Annotated in this window: 16 protein-coding genes; 6 read left to right on the top strand and 10 right to left on the bottom strand. The window is 72.0% G+C overall.

What is annotated here, in order from left to right; all coding sequences use genetic code 11:
* Positions 1-46 precede the first annotated feature (46 nt).
* The gene (locus OHA55_RS00140) at positions 47-694 is read right to left on the bottom strand and encodes a TetR family transcriptional regulator (RefSeq protein ID WP_266701542.1); all 648 of its coding nucleotides are present in this window, start codon (positions 692-694) and stop codon (positions 47-49) included.
* 181 nt (positions 695-875) lie between these two features.
* On the opposite strand from OHA55_RS00140, the gene OHA55_RS00135 reads away from it, so the two are divergent.
* A complete protein-coding gene (locus OHA55_RS00135; RefSeq protein WP_266701540.1) occupies positions 876-2,102 on the top strand; it encodes an acyl-CoA dehydrogenase family protein in 1,227 nt (408 codons plus the stop codon).
* 71 nt (positions 2,103-2,173) lie between these two features.
* On the opposite strand, the gene OHA55_RS00130 is transcribed toward OHA55_RS00135, so the two are convergent.
* Genes OHA55_RS00130 through OHA55_RS00120 form a run of 3 tightly spaced genes read right to left on the bottom strand, consistent with a single transcriptional unit; the run spans position 2,174 to position 3,862 of the window.
* On the bottom strand, positions 2,174-2,662 hold the full coding sequence (locus OHA55_RS00130; protein ID WP_266701538.1) for a glutathione peroxidase: 489 nt from the start codon (positions 2,660-2,662) through the stop codon (positions 2,174-2,176).
* Positions 2,663-2,693: 31 nt separating this feature from the next.
* Positions 2,694-3,272: a GNAT family N-acetyltransferase gene (locus tag OHA55_RS00125; RefSeq protein WP_266701536.1), complete on the bottom strand. Its 579-nt coding sequence runs from the start codon at positions 3,270-3,272 to the stop codon at positions 2,694-2,696.
* A gap of 14 nt (positions 3,273-3,286) precedes the next feature.
* A complete protein-coding gene (locus OHA55_RS00120; RefSeq protein WP_266701534.1) occupies positions 3,287-3,862 on the bottom strand; it encodes a helix-turn-helix domain-containing protein in 576 nt (191 codons plus the stop codon).
* Positions 3,863-4,027: 165 nt separating this feature from the next.
* Here OHA55_RS00120 and OHA55_RS00115 point away from each other — a divergent pair, with 165 nt between their 5' ends.
* A complete protein-coding gene (locus tag OHA55_RS00115) occupies positions 4,028-4,426 on the top strand; it encodes a hypothetical protein (RefSeq protein WP_266701533.1) in 399 nt (132 codons plus the stop codon).
* Between the two features lie 87 nt (positions 4,427-4,513).
* Here the strand turns inward: OHA55_RS00115 and OHA55_RS00110 are convergent, their stop codons facing one another.
* Together OHA55_RS00110 and OHA55_RS00105 are read right to left on the bottom strand one after the other, a co-directional pair.
* Positions 4,514-5,953 (bottom strand): DUF2252 domain-containing protein, encoded by a 1,440-nt coding sequence (locus OHA55_RS00110; RefSeq protein ID WP_266701532.1) that lies wholly within the window; start codon positions 5,951-5,953, stop codon positions 4,514-4,516.
* 195 nt (positions 5,954-6,148) lie between these two features.
* Entirely contained in the window at positions 6,149-7,114 is a 966-nt protein-coding gene (locus OHA55_RS00105; RefSeq protein WP_266701530.1) for a DUF389 domain-containing protein, read from the bottom strand.
* Between the two features lie 187 nt (positions 7,115-7,301).
* Here OHA55_RS00105 and OHA55_RS00100 point away from each other — a divergent pair, with 187 nt between their 5' ends.
* Complete coding sequence (locus OHA55_RS00100; protein ID WP_266701528.1) at positions 7,302-7,541, top strand: DUF6011 domain-containing protein; 240 nt, start codon at positions 7,302-7,304, stop codon at positions 7,539-7,541.
* An 84-nt stretch (positions 7,542-7,625) separates the two neighbouring features.
* Entirely contained in the window at positions 7,626-8,192 is a 567-nt protein-coding gene (locus tag OHA55_RS00095; RefSeq protein WP_266701526.1) for a 3'-5' exonuclease, read from the top strand.
* A 147-nt stretch (positions 8,193-8,339) separates the two neighbouring features.
* Here OHA55_RS00095 and OHA55_RS00090 read toward each other — a convergent pair whose 3' ends face one another.
* The 3 genes from OHA55_RS00090 to OHA55_RS00080 form a co-directional block, all read right to left on the bottom strand.
* On the bottom strand, positions 8,340-9,530 hold the full coding sequence (locus OHA55_RS00090) for an esterase-like activity of phytase family protein (protein WP_266701524.1): 1,191 nt from the start codon (positions 9,528-9,530) through the stop codon (positions 8,340-8,342).
* A 161-nt stretch (positions 9,531-9,691) separates the two neighbouring features.
* Positions 9,692-10,564, bottom strand: coding sequence for an acyl-CoA thioesterase II (locus OHA55_RS00085; RefSeq protein ID WP_266701523.1), 873 nt, complete (start codon positions 10,562-10,564; stop codon positions 9,692-9,694).
* Positions 10,565-10,613: 49 nt separating this feature from the next.
* Positions 10,614-13,127: an RNA helicase gene (locus OHA55_RS00080; protein ID WP_266701522.1), complete on the bottom strand. Its 2,514-nt coding sequence runs from the start codon at positions 13,125-13,127 to the stop codon at positions 10,614-10,616.
* Positions 13,128-13,265: 138 nt separating this feature from the next.
* Here OHA55_RS00080 and OHA55_RS00075 point away from each other — a divergent pair, with 138 nt between their 5' ends.
* Positions 13,266-14,057 (top strand): metal-dependent hydrolase, encoded by a 792-nt coding sequence (locus tag OHA55_RS00075; protein WP_266701521.1) that lies wholly within the window; start codon positions 13,266-13,268, stop codon positions 14,055-14,057.
* Between the two features lie 71 nt (positions 14,058-14,128).
* Positions 14,129-15,676, top strand: coding sequence for an ATP-dependent DNA ligase (locus OHA55_RS00070; RefSeq protein ID WP_266701520.1), 1,548 nt, complete (start codon positions 14,129-14,131; stop codon positions 15,674-15,676).
* A 233-nt stretch (positions 15,677-15,909) separates the two neighbouring features.
* Here OHA55_RS00070 and OHA55_RS00065 read toward each other — a convergent pair whose 3' ends face one another.
* Complete coding sequence (locus OHA55_RS00065) at positions 15,910-17,271, bottom strand: NAD(P)/FAD-dependent oxidoreductase (protein ID WP_266701518.1); 1,362 nt, start codon at positions 17,269-17,271, stop codon at positions 15,910-15,912.
* Positions 17,272-17,492 lie beyond the last annotated feature (221 nt).

Here is a 17,492-nt window from a genome sequence, read left to right as displayed (position 1 = left end):
CCCCCCCGGGCGCCCCGCATCGCGGCGGGGCGGCCGTGCGGGGCGCTCAGAAGCCGGGCGCGCCCGGCTTGTCGCCCACCTCGGCCAGCCGGCCCCAGAGCAGGTCGGCGAGGCTGCGTACCAGGCGTTCGCGGGGGACGGGCCGGTCGCCGAGCCACCAGTCGCCCGCCGCGTGCATCATCCCGACGATGCCGTGTCCCCAGATCCGGGCCGTCTCGTCGCCGTGCGCGCCGAGGTCCACCCGCTCGGCGATGACCTGGCCGAGCTCCTCGCCCAGGCGTCGCAGCAGCGGCACGGAGTGGCGGCCGGTGTCGAACCCGGGCTCGGGAGCGGGCGCGTCGTCGGAGGGGTGCATCAGGAAGCGGTAGACCTGCGGACGGGCCTCGATGGCCGCGAGGTAGGTGTCGAGGGTGTTCTCCACCCGGCGGCGGCGTTCCGCGGGCGCGTCGAGCGCCGCGCGCAGATTGCTCAGCAGGGCGTCGGTGTGGCGCTGCGCGAGGGCGCGGTAGAGGCCGCCCTTGTCGCCGAAGTGGCGGTAGAGGATGGGCTTGGTGATGCCCGCCTCGGCGGCGATGGCGTTCATCGAGGCCCTGGGGCCTTCCCTGAGCACGACCCGGTCGGCCGCCTCCAGCAGTTCCCGGCGTCGCTGCTCGGCCGCCGTCCGCTGCCGGTCGGCCTGTCGTGCGGTCTCCATCTGTCGCCCTTTCCCCACCCCTGACACCTCTGGCCTGGCGCTTTGCGCGCGCCCGGGAAACGTAACACCCCGGTCCGACAGGGTGCCGATCGGTCCATGGACGGTTGACAGCGGCTACTTGCCGGTAACAGACTGCTGTTACCGTAAGTAACGCGATGTCGGGCAGTGCATGGAGGGGAACATGGCCGAGTTCACGCTTGAGCTCAACGAAGACCAGAAGCAGGTACGCGACTGGCTCCACGGATTCGCCGCGGACGTGATCCGGCCGGCGGCGTCGGAGTGGGACGAGCGTGAGGAGACCCCCTGGCCCGTCATCCAGGAGGCGGCCAAGGTGGGCATCTACTCGCTCGACTTCTACGCCCAGCAGTTCTTCGATCCCACCGGCCTCGGCATCCCGGTGGCCATGGAGGAGCTCTTCTGGGGCGACGCGGGCATCGCCCTGTCGATCGTCGGTACGGGCCTGGCGGCCGTGGGCGTGCTCGCCAACGGCACCGAGGAGCAGATCGGCACCTGGATCCCGCAGATGTACGGCGACGCGAACGACGTCAAGCTCGCCGCCTTCTGCTCCTCCGAACCCGACGCCGGCTCCGACGTCGCCTCGATGCGTACCCGCGCCGTCTACGACGCCGCCACGGACGAGTGGGTGCTGAACGGCACCAAGACCTGGGCGACCAACGGCGGCATCGCCAACGTCCACGTCGTGGTGGCCGTCGTCGACGCCGAGCTCGGCTCGAAGGGCCACGCCTCCTTCATCGTGCCGCCGGGCACCCCGGGGCTGTCCCAGGGGCAGAAGTTCAAGAAGCACGGCATCCGGGCGTCCCACACCGCCGAAGTGGTCCTGGAGGACGTCCGCGTCCCCGGCCACTGCCTGCTCGGCGGCAAGGAGAAGCTCGACGAGCGCCTCGCCCGGGCCCGCGAGCGGGCGAAGTCGGGCGGCGAGCGCGTGAAGAACGCCGCCATGGCCACCTTCGAGGCGTCCCGCCCGGCCGTCGGCGCCATGGCGGTCGGCACCGCGCGCGCCGCCTACGAGGTCGCCCTCGACTACGCCAAGACGCGCACCCAGTTCGGCCGCCCGATCATCGACAACCAGGGCATCGCCTTCCAGCTCGCCGACATGCGCACCCGGATCGACGCCGCCCGGCTGCTGGTCTGGCGCGCCTCCTGGATGGCCACCACCAACAAGCCCTTCACCTCGGCCGAGGGCTCGATGTCGAAGCTGTACGCCAGCGAGACCGCCAAGCAGGTCACCGCCCAGGCCGTCCAGATCCTCGGCGGCAACGGCTTCACCCGCGAGTACCCGGTGGAGCGGATGCACCGCGACGCGGCGATCTACACCATCTTCGAGGGCACGAGCGAGATCCAGCGCCTGGTGATCGCCCGCACCCTGTCCGGCATGCCGATCCGCTGACACGGCACCGGCCGGTGCGCCCGGGGACCTGCCCCCGGGTGCACCGGCCGTGGACGCTGGTCGCGGTGGTGTCAGGCGGGCAGCTGCGCCTCGATGGCGGCCACGACCTCCGGGGCCTCCGGCTCGGTGCGCGGGCGGATACGGGCGACCGGCACGCCGGCGGGGGAGATCAGGAACTTCTCGAAGTTCCACTGGACGTCCCCGGCCTCGCCGTCCGCGTCGGGGAGCCGCGTCAGCTCCGCGTAGAGCGGGTGCCGGTCGTCGCCGTTGACGTCGGTCTTCTCCAGCAGCGGGAAGCTGACGCCGTACGTCGTGGAGCAGAAGGACTGGATCTCCTCCGCGGTGCCCGGCTCCTGTCCGGCGAACTGGTTGCACGGCACGCCCAGGACGGTGAAGCCCCGTCCGCCGTAGGTGTTCTGCAGGCGCTCCAGGCCCTCGTACTGGGGCGTGAGGCCGCACTTGGACGCGACGTTCACCAGCAGCACCGCCTTCCCGCTCCAGGCGCCGAGCGTCGTCGGCTCGCCGGTCAGGGTCCGCAGGGGGATGTCGTGCAGCGTCATCGGTAACTCCTCGCTCAGAACTGCCGCCCGGTCAGGAGGCGTCGCCGCCCATTGTGGCCCCGGCGCCGTCCGGGCCCCCGACCGCCTCGGGCTTCCCGGGGGTCTTCCAGTAGACGGTCGTGGCCATGAGCGTCCCGGTGGTGTTCTGCGCGTACGCCGGGATCGAACCGCACTCCGTCCAGCCCGCGGCCCGGTACAGCCGCTCGGCCACGCTGCCCGACTCGGTGTCCAGCACGAGCAGGGACAGGCCCGCCGACACCGCCCACTCGTCCACGGCTGCCAGCAGCGCCCGGCCCAGCCCGCGCCCCCGGCCGGACGGGCGCACCATCAGCTTGGCGACCTCGGCACGGTGGCGGGCGTTCGGCAGCGGGGCGGGTACGAGGCTGATGGTGCCGGCCACCCGCTCGCCGTCCCGGGCGAGCCAGACCCGCACCACTCCCTGCTCCACCGCCCTGGCGCGCTCCCGCCACCAGTCGGCGGCGGCGCCCCGGTCGAGCGGATCGAGGAAGCCGACCGACGCGCCGTCGTGCACGGTGTCCACCAGGAGGGCGGCCAGTTCGTCGGCGTAGGTGACGAGTTCGGGGCCCGACACGGAGACGATCTCGGTCATGGGAGGGGTTCCTTTCACGGCATCACGATCATCAGGACATAGCGGGTCCGGTCCGGACCCGGGCAGTGGAAACGGGAGGCTCCGTCCAGGCGGAAACGCAGGCAGTCGCCGGTTTCCAAGGTGTGCGCGGTCCCGTCGACGGTGATCTCGACCGTCCCTTCGCGTACCCAGATGTGCTGTTCCACGCCGGGTACCGGAGGGTTGTCGTAGGAGATCGCCGCGCCCGGGTCGAGGGTGCCCTCGACGACCTCGCCGCGCAGTCCCGGGTGCGGCGGCGACACCGAGCGGCGGGTGAAGCCGACGGACGCGTCGTACCAGACCGCTTGAGACCCGGCGGGCACATGGGCGGGCGGCTCCGACTCGATCTCCGTCAGCAGGCGCGACATCGTCCGCCCGTACGCCGCGCACAGCCGGCCCAGCGAGGCCGCGGTCGGGCTCAGTTCGCCCCGCTCCACCCGCGACAGGGTGGACCTGCTCAGCCCGGTCAGGCCGGAGAGCTCGTCCAGGGACCAGCCGCGTTCGGCCCGGAGCGAGGCGAGCCGGTCGGCCAGCCTGCTGTCGGCGGACTCCGCCTCGGTCTCGTCTCTCATATCCGGGATCATATCCCGTAAGTGGGACGTGGGGTCTCCTCCTCCTGCCCTTTATCCCGCCCGTATGCCGATCGGGTGACGCCGTGCCAGGCTTGGAGAAGGGCACCGTCGCCGGTCCGCCGCTCGGGCCGCTCAGGGGCTTCGGGTACCGCAAGGAGGCCGACCATGGCCAGAACCACCGGGAAGACCACCGCGTTCCAGTCCGGATGGACCGCATTCGCGGGCGTTCTGATGATCTTCGGCGGTGCGATGGCGATCTTCGAGGGCATCGCCGCCATCGCCAAGGACGACGTGTTCGTCACCACCCGCAACTACATCTTCCAGTGGGACCTCACCGGCTGGGGCTGGATCCATCTCATCCTGGGCATCGTCATCGTCCTGGCCGGATGCGCCCTGTTCACCGGCGCGCTGTGGGCCCGGCTCATCGGTGTGGTGCTGGCAGGGCTGGGAGCGGTCGCCAACTTCCTCTGGCTGCCGTACTACCCGTTCTGGTCGATCATCCTCATCGCCATCAACATCTTCGTCATCTGGGCTCTGTGCGCGCGCACCGAGCGAACGCCCTGAGCGCGGAGGCACACGGGTGCGCCCCGGCGGCCGGTCGGCCTGCCGGGGCGCACCCGTGTTCCCGGTTCTCGTCGGATCACCCGGTTCTCACCGGGTCCCCGGAGGCTCCTCGGCGGTGGGCAGACGCCCCGCGCGGACCGCGGCCACGAGCGCCTCGTGATCCCGCTCGTTGCGGTCCGCGTACGCCTCCGCGAACACGGCGAGGGCCCGGTCGAAGGCGTCGCCCCGCCCCAGGTACCCGGCGATGGCGATCCGGTCGCCCGACCTGGCGTGCGCGCGGGCCAGGGTCGCCCCGCAGACCTCCCCGAACAGCGTCATCCCCTGCGGCACCATCCGTTCCGGCTCGGCGATCCCCTTCCAGTCGCGCAGCTGGCGGATGTAGAAGTCGCGGCGGCGGCCGTCGAAGCCCTCCGCCCGCTCCCAGCCGAGGAAGATGTCGCTCGTCGCCTGCATCAGCCGCTGGCCCGCCACGACCCGCTCGCCCTGGTTGCGGTAACGGCTCGTCCCGACGTGGTCGGCGAGGACCGAGGTGTCGGCCTCCTTGGCCTGGAGGAAGAGCGGATCGTCGTCGTCCCGGCCGAGCAGGAGCAGAACCCAGCAGCGCGTACCCACGCTCCCCACACCGACCACCTTGCGGGCCACGTCCGCCAGCCGGAACCCGGAGAGCAGCGCCCGGCGGTCCGACGGGAGGCTGCGGCCGTAACGCCGCAGGAGGACCCGCAACCGTTCCTCGGTCTCGATGCGCTCCGCGTCCGTCACCAGCTCGGTGAGCGGCACCACCAGCGGCGGGTCCGACTTGATGCGTCGCCGGCCGCCCGACCACTCGGTGAGCTTCCCGAGAACCTGGCGACTGTCCCGGGTACGCGCCTTCAGCAGGGCGCGGTCGAGGTTCTTGCGGCCGCGCTCGGCGAGCTGCGCCGCCGCGACGGCCCGCAGCCGCGCCTCGTCGATCCGCGCGTACCAGACCTCCAGATTGCCCATCCCGGCGTACCGGGCCATCGACTCCCGGTACGACCGCACCGCGGCCCGCACGAGACGCGTGCGCTCACGGTCCGAGAAACCGTTCGCCCGCGCGGCGATGACGAGGCTGGCCGCGAGCCGCTTCACGTCCCATTCCCAGGGACCGGGCAGCGTCTCGTCGAAGTCGTTGATGTCGAAGAGCAGATTGCGCTCGGGCGAGGCCAGCAGCCGGAAGTTCAGCAGATGCGCGTCACCGCACAGCTGCGCCGTGATCCCCGAGTCCGGTGTGCCGGCCAAGTCCGCCGCCATGATCCCGGCGGCGCCCCGGTAGAAGCGGAACGGCGATTCGGTCATCCTGCCGTACCGGAGGGGAACGAGCTCCGGTACGCGCGCCGCGGACTGGGTCTCCAGAAGAGTCAGCGGATCGAACCGGCGCGCGGAGGCGTCGAACTCCGCATGGGCCGACCGGGGGACCCGCCGGCGTGCGGCCTTGCCCGCGGCGGCCCGTTCGGCGGGGGTGGCGCGCGGCGTCCTCGTACGCGACGCGGGGCGGCGGTCCTGGGGCATGACGGGCTCTCCTGACTTCCCCGAGGAGTGAGGCGTTCTGCGCGTGACGTGGAGCGATACCTGGGTGGGGCCGCGGCGGGCGGGCGCGGAACGCCGGACCTGCCGAGCCGCCCCCGGGTCCCTCCGATGATCCCCGGCGCCGCACGGTCCGGCACGTCCGGAAGGCGGCCCGCGGGGGCGCCGGGGACCGCGAGGTCAGCTGCGCCCGGACGCGCCGGCGCCGCCCGCACGCCGCCGGGCCACCCGCCGCCAGATCGCCCGCTGCCACCTCAGCGCGCCCGTGCCGACGAAGATCAGGACCACGATGTTCACCAGGAGCTGGATCAGCGACCCCCAGGCCTCCTGCCAGCTGGAGAAGGCGATGGAGACGGCGATGGCGGCGGCGGCCGGAATGGTCGTGACCGAGATGAACACCCCGAGCAGCGCGCTCGTCCTCGCCTCGGTGAGCGACACGATGCCGACGATGCCCGCCAGCGTCGCCACCGCCACCGAGAAGAAGTTGGGTGTGTTGATCAGATCGGAGACCGGGCGGAGCCCCGCCTCGAACGCCTGCGACTGGAAGCCGAAGCCCCGGATCATCAGGCTGAAGAGGAAGGTGATCACCACGGTCAGCAGCAGCCCCGCGCAGAGCGCCTTCAGGCCCCTGCGGATCGTGGCGCGGTCACCCCGGTCGATGCCCAGCGCGATGCTGACGATCGCCCCGTACTCGGGGCCGACGACCATGGCCCCCACGATCAGGATCTGCGAGTTGGTGACGATCCCCACCGAGCCGATCAGACCGGCGACCACCAGGTACAGATAGAAGCTCGGCGGATACCGGGCCTCGGCGCGGATACGCGCCTCCACCTGCTCCCAGACCGGGGCGCGCGCGAGCGGTCCCAGCTCGTCGCGCCCACCCGCCTCGGCCCGTCCGGAGAACGCCATGTCCACCGGTTCCACGACGATGGAGCCCAGCTCGTCCAGACGGATGTCCCGCAGCTCCCGGAGCACGTCGTTGGCGCCCCCGGTCAGTACGTCGCAGGCGATCGCGTCGCCGTCCGGGTTCCGGGCCGCCCCCGGCTGCACGATCAGATTGAGGACGCACGGATCGCCTGCCAGCAGCGCCACGACCCGGTCGGTCAGGCCGGGCGGGCTCACCGCGCGGACGTGGATCAGGTCCATCGCGCCCCTCTCGCTTCCGTGGCCCCGCCCTTCCCCGCGCGCGGCCGCCCCGCGCCTTCCGGTGCGCGGGTTTCTCCAGTAAGGCCGTACGCCCCCGCGTCGGCAATCCGGCGGGACGCCCGAGGCCGGGCGCACCGGGCCCCTGGTGACCCGCCGACCGTCGGCGGCTGCTGGAAGAATCGCCCCCATGGAGTCCCCCGAGCTTTTCCCCGGCACCTCGCCGGCCCCGGCCGGTCACACCCCGGCCCGGGACGGCGGCCCGGAACGCCCACTCGTCCGCTGCCGCCTGTGCGGACGCCCGCTCACCGGCACCGGCTCCCGACGGAGCGGCCTCGGCCCCACCTGCGACGCGAAACTCCACCCCGCCCCACCGGACACCCGCGCCCGCCGCCGGGAGGCCGACCAGGAGCCCTTGCCGGGGCTGTGAGCGGTCCGGGGAGCGGTCCGTCGTGCCCCCGTCCCGGTCCCGAAACCGGATGTACGCGGGTCGTCTCCGCCGTACCCTCGCGCCATGGACTTCGGGGACGGGCTGCTCAACGTGGTGGATGTCGAGTCGACATGCTGGGAGGGGGAGGTCCCGGCCGGGCAGGTGAGCGAGATCGTCGAGATCGGCCTCACCGTCGTGGACCTGCGGGCGGGCGAGCGGCTGGCCAAGCACCGGGTGCTGGTGAGGCCACGCCGCTCGGTCGTTTCCGCCTTCTGCACCGAGCTCACCGGCCTCACCCAGGCGGAGGTCGGCTCGGGGGTCTCCTTCGCCGAGGCGTGCCGCCTGTTGACGACCGAGCACCGCAGCGGGACGCGGCCCTGGGCGAGTTGGGGCGACTACGACCGCAAGATGTTCCTCGGCCAGGCTCGCGCGTTCGGCGTCCCATACCCCTTCGGCCACCGCCACACCAACGCCAAGGCCAGGTTCACCGAGGACCGGGGGCTGCGGCGGAGACCTGGCATGGCGCAGGCGCTGGAGATCGCCGGGCTGCCGCTGGAGGGCCGTCACCACCGGGGCGACGACGACGCGTGGAACATTGCCGCGCTGGTACTGGACGTGGCCGGGCGCGGTGGGTGGCCGCAGGCCCGCTGACCCGGGACGCGGGCGGAAGACGCCCGCGCGCGCAGCGGGTGTGCGGCCGGACGGCGGGAAGGGCCGTCCTGGGGCCCCGAGGGCACCTGGACGGCCCGTCCCACCCGGCGGTAGCCGGTCATCGGCCCCGGCGCGTGCGGGCTCTCATCACGTACGAATACCGAGCGCCACGATCTGCGTCACCGCGTCGCTCGCGAAGTTGTCGTCACTGACCAGGACCAGCGTCCGTTCGCCGCCCCGCAGGACCGGGCCCCAGGTCATGCCCTCGGTGTTGTCGACCGTGGAGAGGTTCAGGTCGTCGAAGTCCGCGACCAGCTTCTTGCGCATGGGTACGACCCGCCGTCCGGTCAGGGAGTCCACGCGCTGCACGTCGGTCGCACCCCGGGTGGTGGCGTCGTAGAGGCGGATCTTGTAGTCCGATCCGGCCACCCAGGAGCGTTCGAGCACCAGGTAGCGGCCCGGGTCGTCGGGGAAGGCGAGGATCGACGGGACGCCGGTGTCCGGGGGCCACGGGCTGGTGGGGTCGGAGGCGGCGAAGATCTTCTCGATCGGGTACGCGTACTGCGCGAGCACGTCCCCGCCCCGGCTCTGCTGGGTGACGCGGACCAGCGCGCCGTTCTCCAGGTCGGGTTCCGGGCCGTCCTGGAGGAGCGGGCCCTCGACGGCGCTGGTGAGCACGCGGTCCCCGGAACCGAAGGTGATCGCCTCCACCGACTTGTTCCGCCGCAGCCCCCGGTCGTCCAGGGTGATCACGTAGTTGGGCGGCAGCCGCAGCTGCCCCAGGTACGCGCCGGCGGGGGAGGCGAACTGGATCGACGGCTGGATCACCGGTGCCGTGGCCGACGTCGGACGGTCGCCCTCCTGCGCCCACCAGTAGTGGCAGGTACGCGGGTCGACCCGGATCTCCTCCGGGTCGACCACCTTGCCGTCGTTGGTGCTCGCCGGCGGATGGACCGTGCCGTCGGGCTGCAGGAACGGGTGGGTGGAGGTGAAGTCGACGGAGTGGACGCCGGCTCCGTCCACCTCGATGTCGGCGGTGTAGAAGCGGGCGGGCTGGAGGTACGAGCGGTCGTCGCTGATCAGGACGTACTCGCCGGTGCAGGGGTTCCGGTCGATGCCGGACAGCCCGCCCACCGTCGTGTTCTCGAAGGAGAGCCCGCGCGGGACGATCTTCTCGCCCAGCAGCCGGGCGTGGGCACCGGCGGGCGGCGCGGCGGCGGGCCGTGCGGCGGACGGCTGCGCGGGGGTGGTGTCGGACTGTGCCGCCACGGCAGGGGCCACGGCCGCCGCCAGCATCAGGGAAGCGGCGCAGGCGCGACGGATCAAGGAGGATCTCATGCGATCGATCTTGGTCCGGCCGGGGGCCCGGCACAGTCGCCCATCCGTGTGGTCCTGGTGCGCACAAGAGTGAGACGTGCCCCGATGAGGTGATTTCCTGATGGGGCGTCAACCTCCGTGCGAGCGCTGCCCTCCGCGCCGCCCTGCCGGGACGGAAGCCCTTACGCCCCCAGCCGCCGGAACAACCCCTCCTGCACCACGGAGACCAACAGGTTGCCCTCCCGGTCGTAGATCCGGCCGCGCGCAAGCCCCCGGCCGCCCGTGGCGATCGGCGACTCCTGGTCGTACAGGAACCACTCGTCGGCCCGGAACGGGCGGTGGAACCACATGGCATGGTCCAGGGAGGCCATGTCGAAGCCGCGCGGGCCCCACAGCGGCTCCACCGGAAGCCGGACCGCGTCGAGCAGCGTCATGTCACTCGCGTACGTCAGCGCGCAGGTGTGCACCAGCGGGTCGTCGCCCAGCGGGCCGACCGCGCGCATCCACACCGCGCTGCGCGGCTCCGCCTCGGTGACCTCCTCGCGCGTCCAGCGCAGCCGGTCCACGTACCGGATGTCGAACGGCTGGCGGCGGGCCATTCGCTCCAGCGCCTCGGGCAGCCCGCCCAGGTGCTCGCGCACCTCGTCGGCGACGGTGGGCAGCTCCTCGGGGTCCGGGACGATACGGGCAGGCGGCAGCTGGTGCTCGAAGGCCGCCTCCTCGGGCCGGTGGAAGGAGGCCGTCAGGTTGAAGATCGTCCGGCCCTCCTGCACCGCGGTGACCCGCCGCGTCGTGAAGGAACGCCCGTCGCGCACCCGCTCGACCTGGTACACGATCGGCACGCCCGGCCGCCCGGGCCTCAGGAAGTAGGCGTGCAGGGAGTGCACCGGCCGGTCGCCGTCGGTGGTCCGGCCGGCCGCGACCAGCGCCTGGCCCGCGACCTGGCCGCCGAAGACCCGCTGGAGGGACTCCTCGGGGCTCCGGCCTCGGAAGATGTTGACCTCGATCCGTTCCAGGTCGAGGAGGCCGACCAGGAGCTCGGCGGGGTTCGTCATGCGCTTCTTCTCCACTCTCGAAGCCCCGCCGGCACCGTCGCGGCCGGGCTCACAGCTGACCCACGGCGGTGACGCGCACGACCGCGCGGCCTTCTTCGTCGGAAGCCGCGAGATCCACCTCGGCGCGGATGCCCCAGTCGTGGTCACCATTCGGGTCGGCGAAAGCCTGCCACACCCGCCACACGCCGTGCGCCGGGTCCTCCTCGATCTTCAGCAGCTTGGGGCCGCGCGCGTCGGGGCCCGTGCCCAGCTCGTCGAACTCGTCCCAGTAGGCGTCCATCGCCTCGCCCCAGGCGTCCTCGTCCCAGCCGGACTCCGCGTCCAGCTCGCCGAGGTCGCGGACCCGGTCCAGCGCGGCCAGCTCGACCCGGCGGAACATCGCGTTGCGCACCAGCACCCGGAAGGCGCGGGCGTTCGCGGTGACCGGCTTGACCTCGTCGGCCTTCTCCTGGGCCTGCTCGGCCGTCTCCACCTCGGGGTTGGCGAGCTGCTCCCACTCGTCCAGCAGGCTGGAGTCCACCTGGCGGACCATCTCGCCGAGCCAGGCGATCAGGTCCTGAAGGTCCTCGGACTTGAGGTCGTCCGGGATGGTGTGCTCCAGCGCCTTGTACGCGCTCGCGAGGTAGCGCAGCACGATGCCCTCGGTGCGGGCCAGCTCGTAGTTCGAGGTGAACTCCGTGAAGGTCATGGCGCGTTCGTACATGTCCCGGATCACCGACTTCGGCGACACCGGGTGGTCCCCGACCCACGGGTGGCTCTTGCGGTACACGTCGTAGGCGTGCCACAGCAGTTCGCCCAGCGGCTTCGGGTACGTGACCTCCTGGAGCCGCTCCATGCGCTCCTCGTACTCGACGCCGTCCGCCTTCATCTGCCCTACCGCCTCGCCGCGCGCCTTGTTCTGCTGCGCGGCGAGGATCTGGCGCGGGTCGTCCAGCGTCGACTCGACGACGGAGACCATGTCCAGCGCGTACGAGGGGGATTCGGCGTCCAGCAGGTCGAACGCGGCGAGCGCGAAGGTGGACAGCGGCTGGTTCAGCGCGAAGTCCTGCTGGAGGTCCACGGTCAGCCGGACGATCCGGCCCTCGGCGTCCGGCTCGGCCAGCTGCTCCACCACACCGCCGTCGAGCAGCGAGCGGTAGATGGCGATGGCCCGTCGGATGTGCCGCAACTGGGCCTTGCGCGGCTCGTGGTTGTCCTCCAGGAGGTGGCGCATCGCCTTGAAGGCGTTGCCGGGACGGGCGATCACCGACAGCAGCATGGTGTGGGTGACCCGGAAGCGCGAGGTGAGCGGCTCCGGATCGGATTGGATCAGCTTGTCGAAGGTCGTCTCCGACCAGGCCACGAAGCCCTCGGGGGCCTTCTTGCGGACGACCTTGCGCTTCTTCTTCGGGTCGTCGCCGGCCTTTTTGACGTTCTTCTCGTTCTCGATGACGTGCTCGGGGGCCTGCGCCACCACGAACCCGGCCGTGTCGAAGCCGGCCCGCCCGGCCCGGCCCGCGATCTGGTGGAACTCACGCGCCCGCAGCGTCCGTACCCGGGTGCCGTCGTACTTGGTCAGTGCGGTGAACAACACCGTACGGATGGGGACGTTGACCCCGACGCCGAGCGTGTCCGTACCGCAGATGACCTTCAGCAGCCCCGCCTGCGCCAGCTTCTCCACCAGACGGCGGTACTTGGGCAGCATGCCGGCGTGGTGGACCCCGATGCCGTGGCGCACGTACCGGGAGAGGTTCTGGCCGAACTTGGTGGTGAAGCGGAAGTTGCCGATCAGATCGGCGATCTTCTCCTTCTCCTCCTTGCTGCACATGTTGATGCTCATCAGCGACTGCGCCCGCTCCACGGCGGCGGCCTGCGTGAAGTGCACGATGTAGACGGGGGACTGCCGGGTGTCCAGCAGCTCCGTCAGCGTCTCGGTGATCGGCGTGAGGCGGTACTCGTAGCTGAGCGGCACCGGACGGGTCGCCGAACGCACGACGGAGGTCGGCCGGCCGGTCCGCCGGGTGAGGTCCTTCTCGAACATCGCGACGTCACCGAGGGTCGCCGACATCAGGACGAACTGGGCCTGCGGCAGCTCCAGCAGCGGGATCTGCCACGCCCAGCCGCGGTCGGGCTCCGCATAGAAGTGGAACTCGTCCATCACGACCTGGCCGATGTCCGCGTACTTGCCGTCGCGCAGCGCGATCGAGGCCAGCACCTCCGCCGTGCAGCAGATGACGGGCGCGTCGGCGTTGACCGAGGCGTCGCCCGTCAGCATCCCGACGTTCTCCGTGCCGAAGAGCTTGCACAGGTCGAAGAACTTCTCCGAGACCAGGGCCTTGATCGGAGCGGTGTAGAAGGTGACCTTGTCCTGCGCCAGCGCCGTGAAGTGCGCACCCGCCGCCACCAGGCTCTTGCCCGAGCCGGTCGGCGTGGACAGGATGACGTTCGCCCCGGAGACCACCTCGATCAGCGCCTCCTCCTGAGCGGGATAGAGGACGATTCCCTGACTCTCGGTCCACGAGGAGAAAGCCTCGAAGAGAGCGTCCGGGTCTGCGGTCGGGGGCAGCTGATCGATAAGGGTCACGCCCCCCATCTTGCCTGCCTTCCGTCCCGATGCGGGAACCGGACGGCCGTACGAAGATCACGGGCGGTAGGCTTCCCACTCAACTCGGCCGCGCCGCAACGGCGTCGGCCGCACCAAGTTCTGGGGGCGGAAAACACCATGATGGGACCGGCACACTCACTGTCCGGGGCGGCGGCCTGGCTCGGGGTGGGCGCGGCGGCCGCCGCCGCGGGTCACACCATGCCCTGGCCCGTCCTCGTCGTCGGAGCGCTGATCACGGCGGGCGCCGCGCTCGCCCCCGACCTGGACCACAAGTCGGCCACCATCTCCCGGGCCTTCGGACCGGTCTCCAAGGGGGTCTGCGAGGTCGTCGACAAGCTCTCGCACGCCGTCTACAAGGCCACCCGCGGCCCCGGCGACCCCCGGCGCAACGGCGGCCACCGGACGCTGACCCACACCTGGCTCTGGGCCGTCCTCACCGGCGCCGCGGCATCCGGCCTCGCGATCCTCGGCGGCCGCTGGGCGGTCCTCGCCATCCTCTTCGTCCACTTGGTGCTCGCCGTCGAAGGCCTGCTCTGGCGGGCCGCCCGCGTCTCCAGCGACGTACTGGTGTGGCTGCTCGGCGCGACCAGCGCCTGGATCCTCGCCGGCGTCCTCGATCAGCCCGGCCACGGCTCGAACTGGTTCTTCGACGCACCCGGCCAGGAGTACATGTGGCTCGGGCTGCCGATCCTCCTCGGCGCCCTCGTCCACGACATCGGGGACGCGCTGACCGTCTCGGGCTGCCCGATCCTCTGGCCCATCCCCCTCGGCCGCAAGCGCTGGTACGCGCTGGGCCCGCCGAAGGCGATGCGGTTCCGGGCCGGCAGCTGGGTGGAGCTGAAGGTGCTGATGCCCGTGTTCATGGTGCTCGGGGGGATCGGCGCGGCGAGCGCCCTCAACATCATCTGACCGGGACCGCCGGCACCCCGCCCGGGGCTCCTCTCCGGGCGGGGTGCGCGGCCCCGTAGGACCATGGGCGCATGCTGCTGATCCGGCTCGCCCAGGTCTCGCTCCAGGTCGCCGGGGCCCCCGCCAGGAACCGGAAGGTCGAACTGCTGGCCGGCCTCTTCCGGGAGGCGGAGCCCGAGGACGTCCCGGTCGCCATCCCCTACCTCGCCGGACGGCTGCCGCAGGGGCGGCTCGGCATCGGCTGGTCCACCCTCGGCGACCCGGTCGCGCCCGCCGGATCGCCCACGCTCACCGTCGCGCACACTGACGCCGAACTGACCGCCGTCGGAAACCTGACCGGCCCCGGCTCCAGGGCCGCCCGCACGGAGCGGCTGCGCGCCCTGCTGGGCGCGGCCACCGCGGAGGAACAGGACTTCCTGCGGGCCCTCCTCATGGGCGAGCTGCGCCAGGGCGCCCTGGACGCGATCGCGGTGGACGCGTTGGCCCGCGCGTCCGGCGCGGCGGGGGCCGATGTCCGCCGGGCCGTCATGCTCGCCGGCTCGCTGCGGGACGTCGCGGTCGCCCTCCTCGCGGACGGCCCCGAGGCGCTCGGCCGCTTCCGGCTCACCGCGGGGCGCCCCGTCCACCCGATGCTCGCGCACACCGCCGGGTCGGTCGCGGAGGCGGTCGACAAGCTGGGCGGCTGCGCGGTCGAGGAGAAGCTCGACGGCATCCGCGTACAGGTGCACCGGGACGGCACCGGGGTACACGCCTTCACCCGCACCCTCGACGACATCACCGACCGCCTCCCCGACGTGGTGGCCGCCGTCGCCGACCTCCCCGGTGAACGCTTCGTCCTCGACGGCGAGGTGATCGCGCTCGGACCGGACGGTCGGCCGCGCCCGTTCCAGGAGATCGCCGCCCGGGTCGGTTCCCGCCGCGAGCCGGCACGCGCCGCCGCGGAGGTCCCGGTGGTGCCGGTCTTCTTCGACGCCCTGCTCGTGGACGACGAGGACCTGCTCGACCGGCCGCTCACCGAACGGCACGCGGCTCTCGCCCGCCTGGTTCCCGAGCGGATGCGGGTACGCCGCACCGTCGTGCCCGCCCCTTCCGGGGACGAGCCGGACACCGGGGCCCGGGAGGCCGCCGACGCCTTCTTCGCCGCCGCCCTCGAACGCGGACACGAGGGCGTCGTCGTCAAGGACCTCACCGCCCCCTACAGCGCCGGCCGCCGGGGTGCCTCCTGGCTCAAGGTCAAGCCGGTGCACACCCTGGACCTCCTCGTGATGGCCGTCGAGTGGGGCAGCGGCCGGCGCACCGGAAAGCTCTCCAACCTGCACCTCGGCGCGCTGGGCCCGGACGGCGCCCCGGTCATGCTCGGCAAGACCTTCAAGGGGCTCACCGACCGGCTGCTCGCCTGGCAGACCGAACGCCTGCTCGCGCTCTCCACCGGCGACGACGGACACGTGGTGACGGTGCGCCCGGAGCTGGTCGTGGAGATCGCCTACGACGGCCTCCAGCGCTCCACCCGCTACCCGGCCGGCGTCACCCTGCGCTTCGCCCGGGTCCTGCGCTACCGGGAGGACAAGCGCCCGCAGGAGGCGGACACCGTCGCCACGGTCCTCTCCCGGCAGACCTGAGCGGACCCGAACAGGCGTGAGCGGACCTGAACAGGCATGAGTGGGCTGAACAGGCATGAGTGGGCTGAACAGGCATGAGTGGGCTGAACAGGCATGAGTGGACCTGAACGGGCATGAGTGGACTGAGCAGGTGTGATCAGATCTGAACAAAGCCGGCCCAGCTCGACGCCGTACACGCCGGAAGGCGCTGCCCGGAGACCTCCCGGGCAGCGCCTTCCGGCAGCGCCGAAACGTCACTTCCGCTTCGCGGCGGACTCCGTGCGCGCGAGGAGTTCCTCGGGGCTCAAGTAGGCGTCGGTGTACTCGAAGTCCCGCAGCGTCGCCGGCTTGCGCGCCTGGAAACCGGTGCGCACGAAGTCGTCACCGGCGACCGCGTTCAGCAGCCAGTTGGTCAGCACACGGGTCTTGGCGACGTTCGTCCGCAGCGCCGACCAGTGGTAGCCGCGCGCCACCGCCTGGGCGGGGATGCCCTGGAGCTCGATCCCGAGCGGCTTGGAGACCGCGTCCCGGCCACCGAGGTCCACGACCAGACCCAAGTCCTTGTGCACGTACGACTGGAGCGCGCCGCCCCGCAGGGACGCGAGGACGTTGTCCGCCACCGCCCGGCCCTGCCTCATCGCGTGCTGCGCGGTGGGCGGGCAGATCGCGCCGTCGCCCTTCGCGAGATCGGGCACCGCCGCCGCGTCGCCGAGCGCGAACACCCCGTCGGCGCCGGGCAGCGCCATCTCCGGGTTCACCGCCAGCCGGCCGCGCACGGTCTCCGCGCCCAGCGTGGCGATCAGCGGGCTCGCGGCCACACCGGCCGTCCAGATCAGAGTGCGGCAGGGCAGCACCCGGCCGTCGGTGAAGGTGACCTCCTCCCGGTCCGCCTTCGCGATCGACACGCCCAGCGACACCTCGATGCCGCGCTTGCGCAGAATCTTCATGGCGCTGACACCGAGCTTTTCGCCCAGCTCCGGCATGAGCTTCGGGGCGATGTCGATCAGATGCCACTTGATCAGCTTCGGGTCGAGGCGCGGGTAGTGCTTCACGGCGTTGGTCGTCAGCCGCTGCAGACAGGCCGCCGTCTCGGTGCCCGCGTAACCGCCGCCCACCACCACGAACTGGAGCCGGGAGGCGCGCTCCGCCTCGTCCTGACTGGCGTCCGCGACGTCGAGCTGCTCGATGACGTGGTCCCGTACGTACGCGGCCTCGGCGAGCGTCTTCATGCCCCGCGCGTGGTCCAGCAGACCGGGGATGTCGAACGTCCGGGTCACGCTCCCGGCCGCGAGCACGATGTAGTCGTACGGCTCGTTCACGATCTCGTCCGTGATCTTGCGGATCACGCAGATCTTCGCCTTGGTGTCGACGCCGATCGCCCCGCCCGGCACGATCCGGGTGCGGTGACGGCTGCTGCGCCGCAGCGACACGGCCACCGACTGGGGGGTGAGCACGCCGGAGGCGACCTGCGGCAGAAGCGGCAGGTAGAGCTGGTACGAGAACGGCGTGACGAGCGTGATCTGCGCCTCTCCCGGCGAGAGCCGACGCTCCAGACGGCGCACGCACTCGACCCCGGCGAAGCCGGCGCCGACGACGAGAATCCTGGGTGGTGCCACGGTGTGCGTCCCTTCTCAGGCTTACGCGGTCGTGTCTCACCTGCCCCGAAGTCCGGGCGGGTCACCTCACATCCTCACCTCGGACCCCTGAACCCGCCTCCCGGCCCCGGGACATCGGCCCGCCGGGCCGGACGGGCCACCGGAACCGGCCCCCACCCGAACGGGTCAACGACCGCCCCGCCCGCCGGGGCCGCGCGGGCGATCGGGGCCGGGAGGGGCGG

This window comes from Streptomyces sp. NBC_00102 (genome assembly GCF_026343115.1).
In the GTDB taxonomy this organism is placed as follows: Bacteria; Actinomycetota; Actinomycetes; order Streptomycetales; family Streptomycetaceae; genus Streptomyces.
This window is presented reverse-complemented; position numbering and strand designations above follow the sequence as displayed.

Coding starts and splice junctions, on each gene's coding strand:
- OHA55_RS00140 (WP_266701542.1), bottom strand. CDS start 694: ATGGAGACCGCACGACAGGCCGACCGGCAGCGGACGGCGGCCGAGCAG.
- OHA55_RS00135 (WP_266701540.1), top strand. CDS start 876: ATGGCCGAGTTCACGCTTGAGCTCAACGAAGACCAGAAGCAGGTACGC.
- OHA55_RS00130 (WP_266701538.1), bottom strand. CDS start 2,662: ATGACGCTGCACGACATCCCCCTGCGGACCCTGACCGGCGAGCCGACG.
- OHA55_RS00125 (WP_266701536.1), bottom strand. CDS start 3,272: ATGACCGAGATCGTCTCCGTGTCGGGCCCCGAACTCGTCACCTACGCC.
- OHA55_RS00120 (WP_266701534.1), bottom strand. CDS start 3,862: ATGAGAGACGAGACCGAGGCGGAGTCCGCCGACAGCAGGCTGGCCGAC.
- OHA55_RS00115 (WP_266701533.1), top strand. CDS start 4,028: ATGGCCAGAACCACCGGGAAGACCACCGCGTTCCAGTCCGGATGGACC.
- OHA55_RS00110 (WP_266701532.1), bottom strand. CDS start 5,953: ATGCCCCAGGACCGCCGCCCCGCGTCGCGTACGAGGACGCCGCGCGCC.
- OHA55_RS00105 (WP_266701530.1), bottom strand. CDS start 7,114: ATGGACCTGATCCACGTCCGCGCGGTGAGCCCGCCCGGCCTGACCGAC.
- OHA55_RS00100 (WP_266701528.1), top strand. CDS start 7,302: ATGGAGTCCCCCGAGCTTTTCCCCGGCACCTCGCCGGCCCCGGCCGGT.
- OHA55_RS00095 (WP_266701526.1), top strand. CDS start 7,626: ATGGACTTCGGGGACGGGCTGCTCAACGTGGTGGATGTCGAGTCGACA.
- OHA55_RS00090 (WP_266701524.1), bottom strand. CDS start 9,530: ATGAGATCCTCCTTGATCCGTCGCGCCTGCGCCGCTTCCCTGATGCTG.
- OHA55_RS00085 (WP_266701523.1), bottom strand. CDS start 10,564: ATGACGAACCCCGCCGAGCTCCTGGTCGGCCTCCTCGACCTGGAACGG.
- OHA55_RS00075 (WP_266701521.1), top strand. CDS start 13,266: ATGATGGGACCGGCACACTCACTGTCCGGGGCGGCGGCCTGGCTCGGG.
- OHA55_RS00070 (WP_266701520.1), top strand. CDS start 14,129: ATGCTGCTGATCCGGCTCGCCCAGGTCTCGCTCCAGGTCGCCGGGGCC.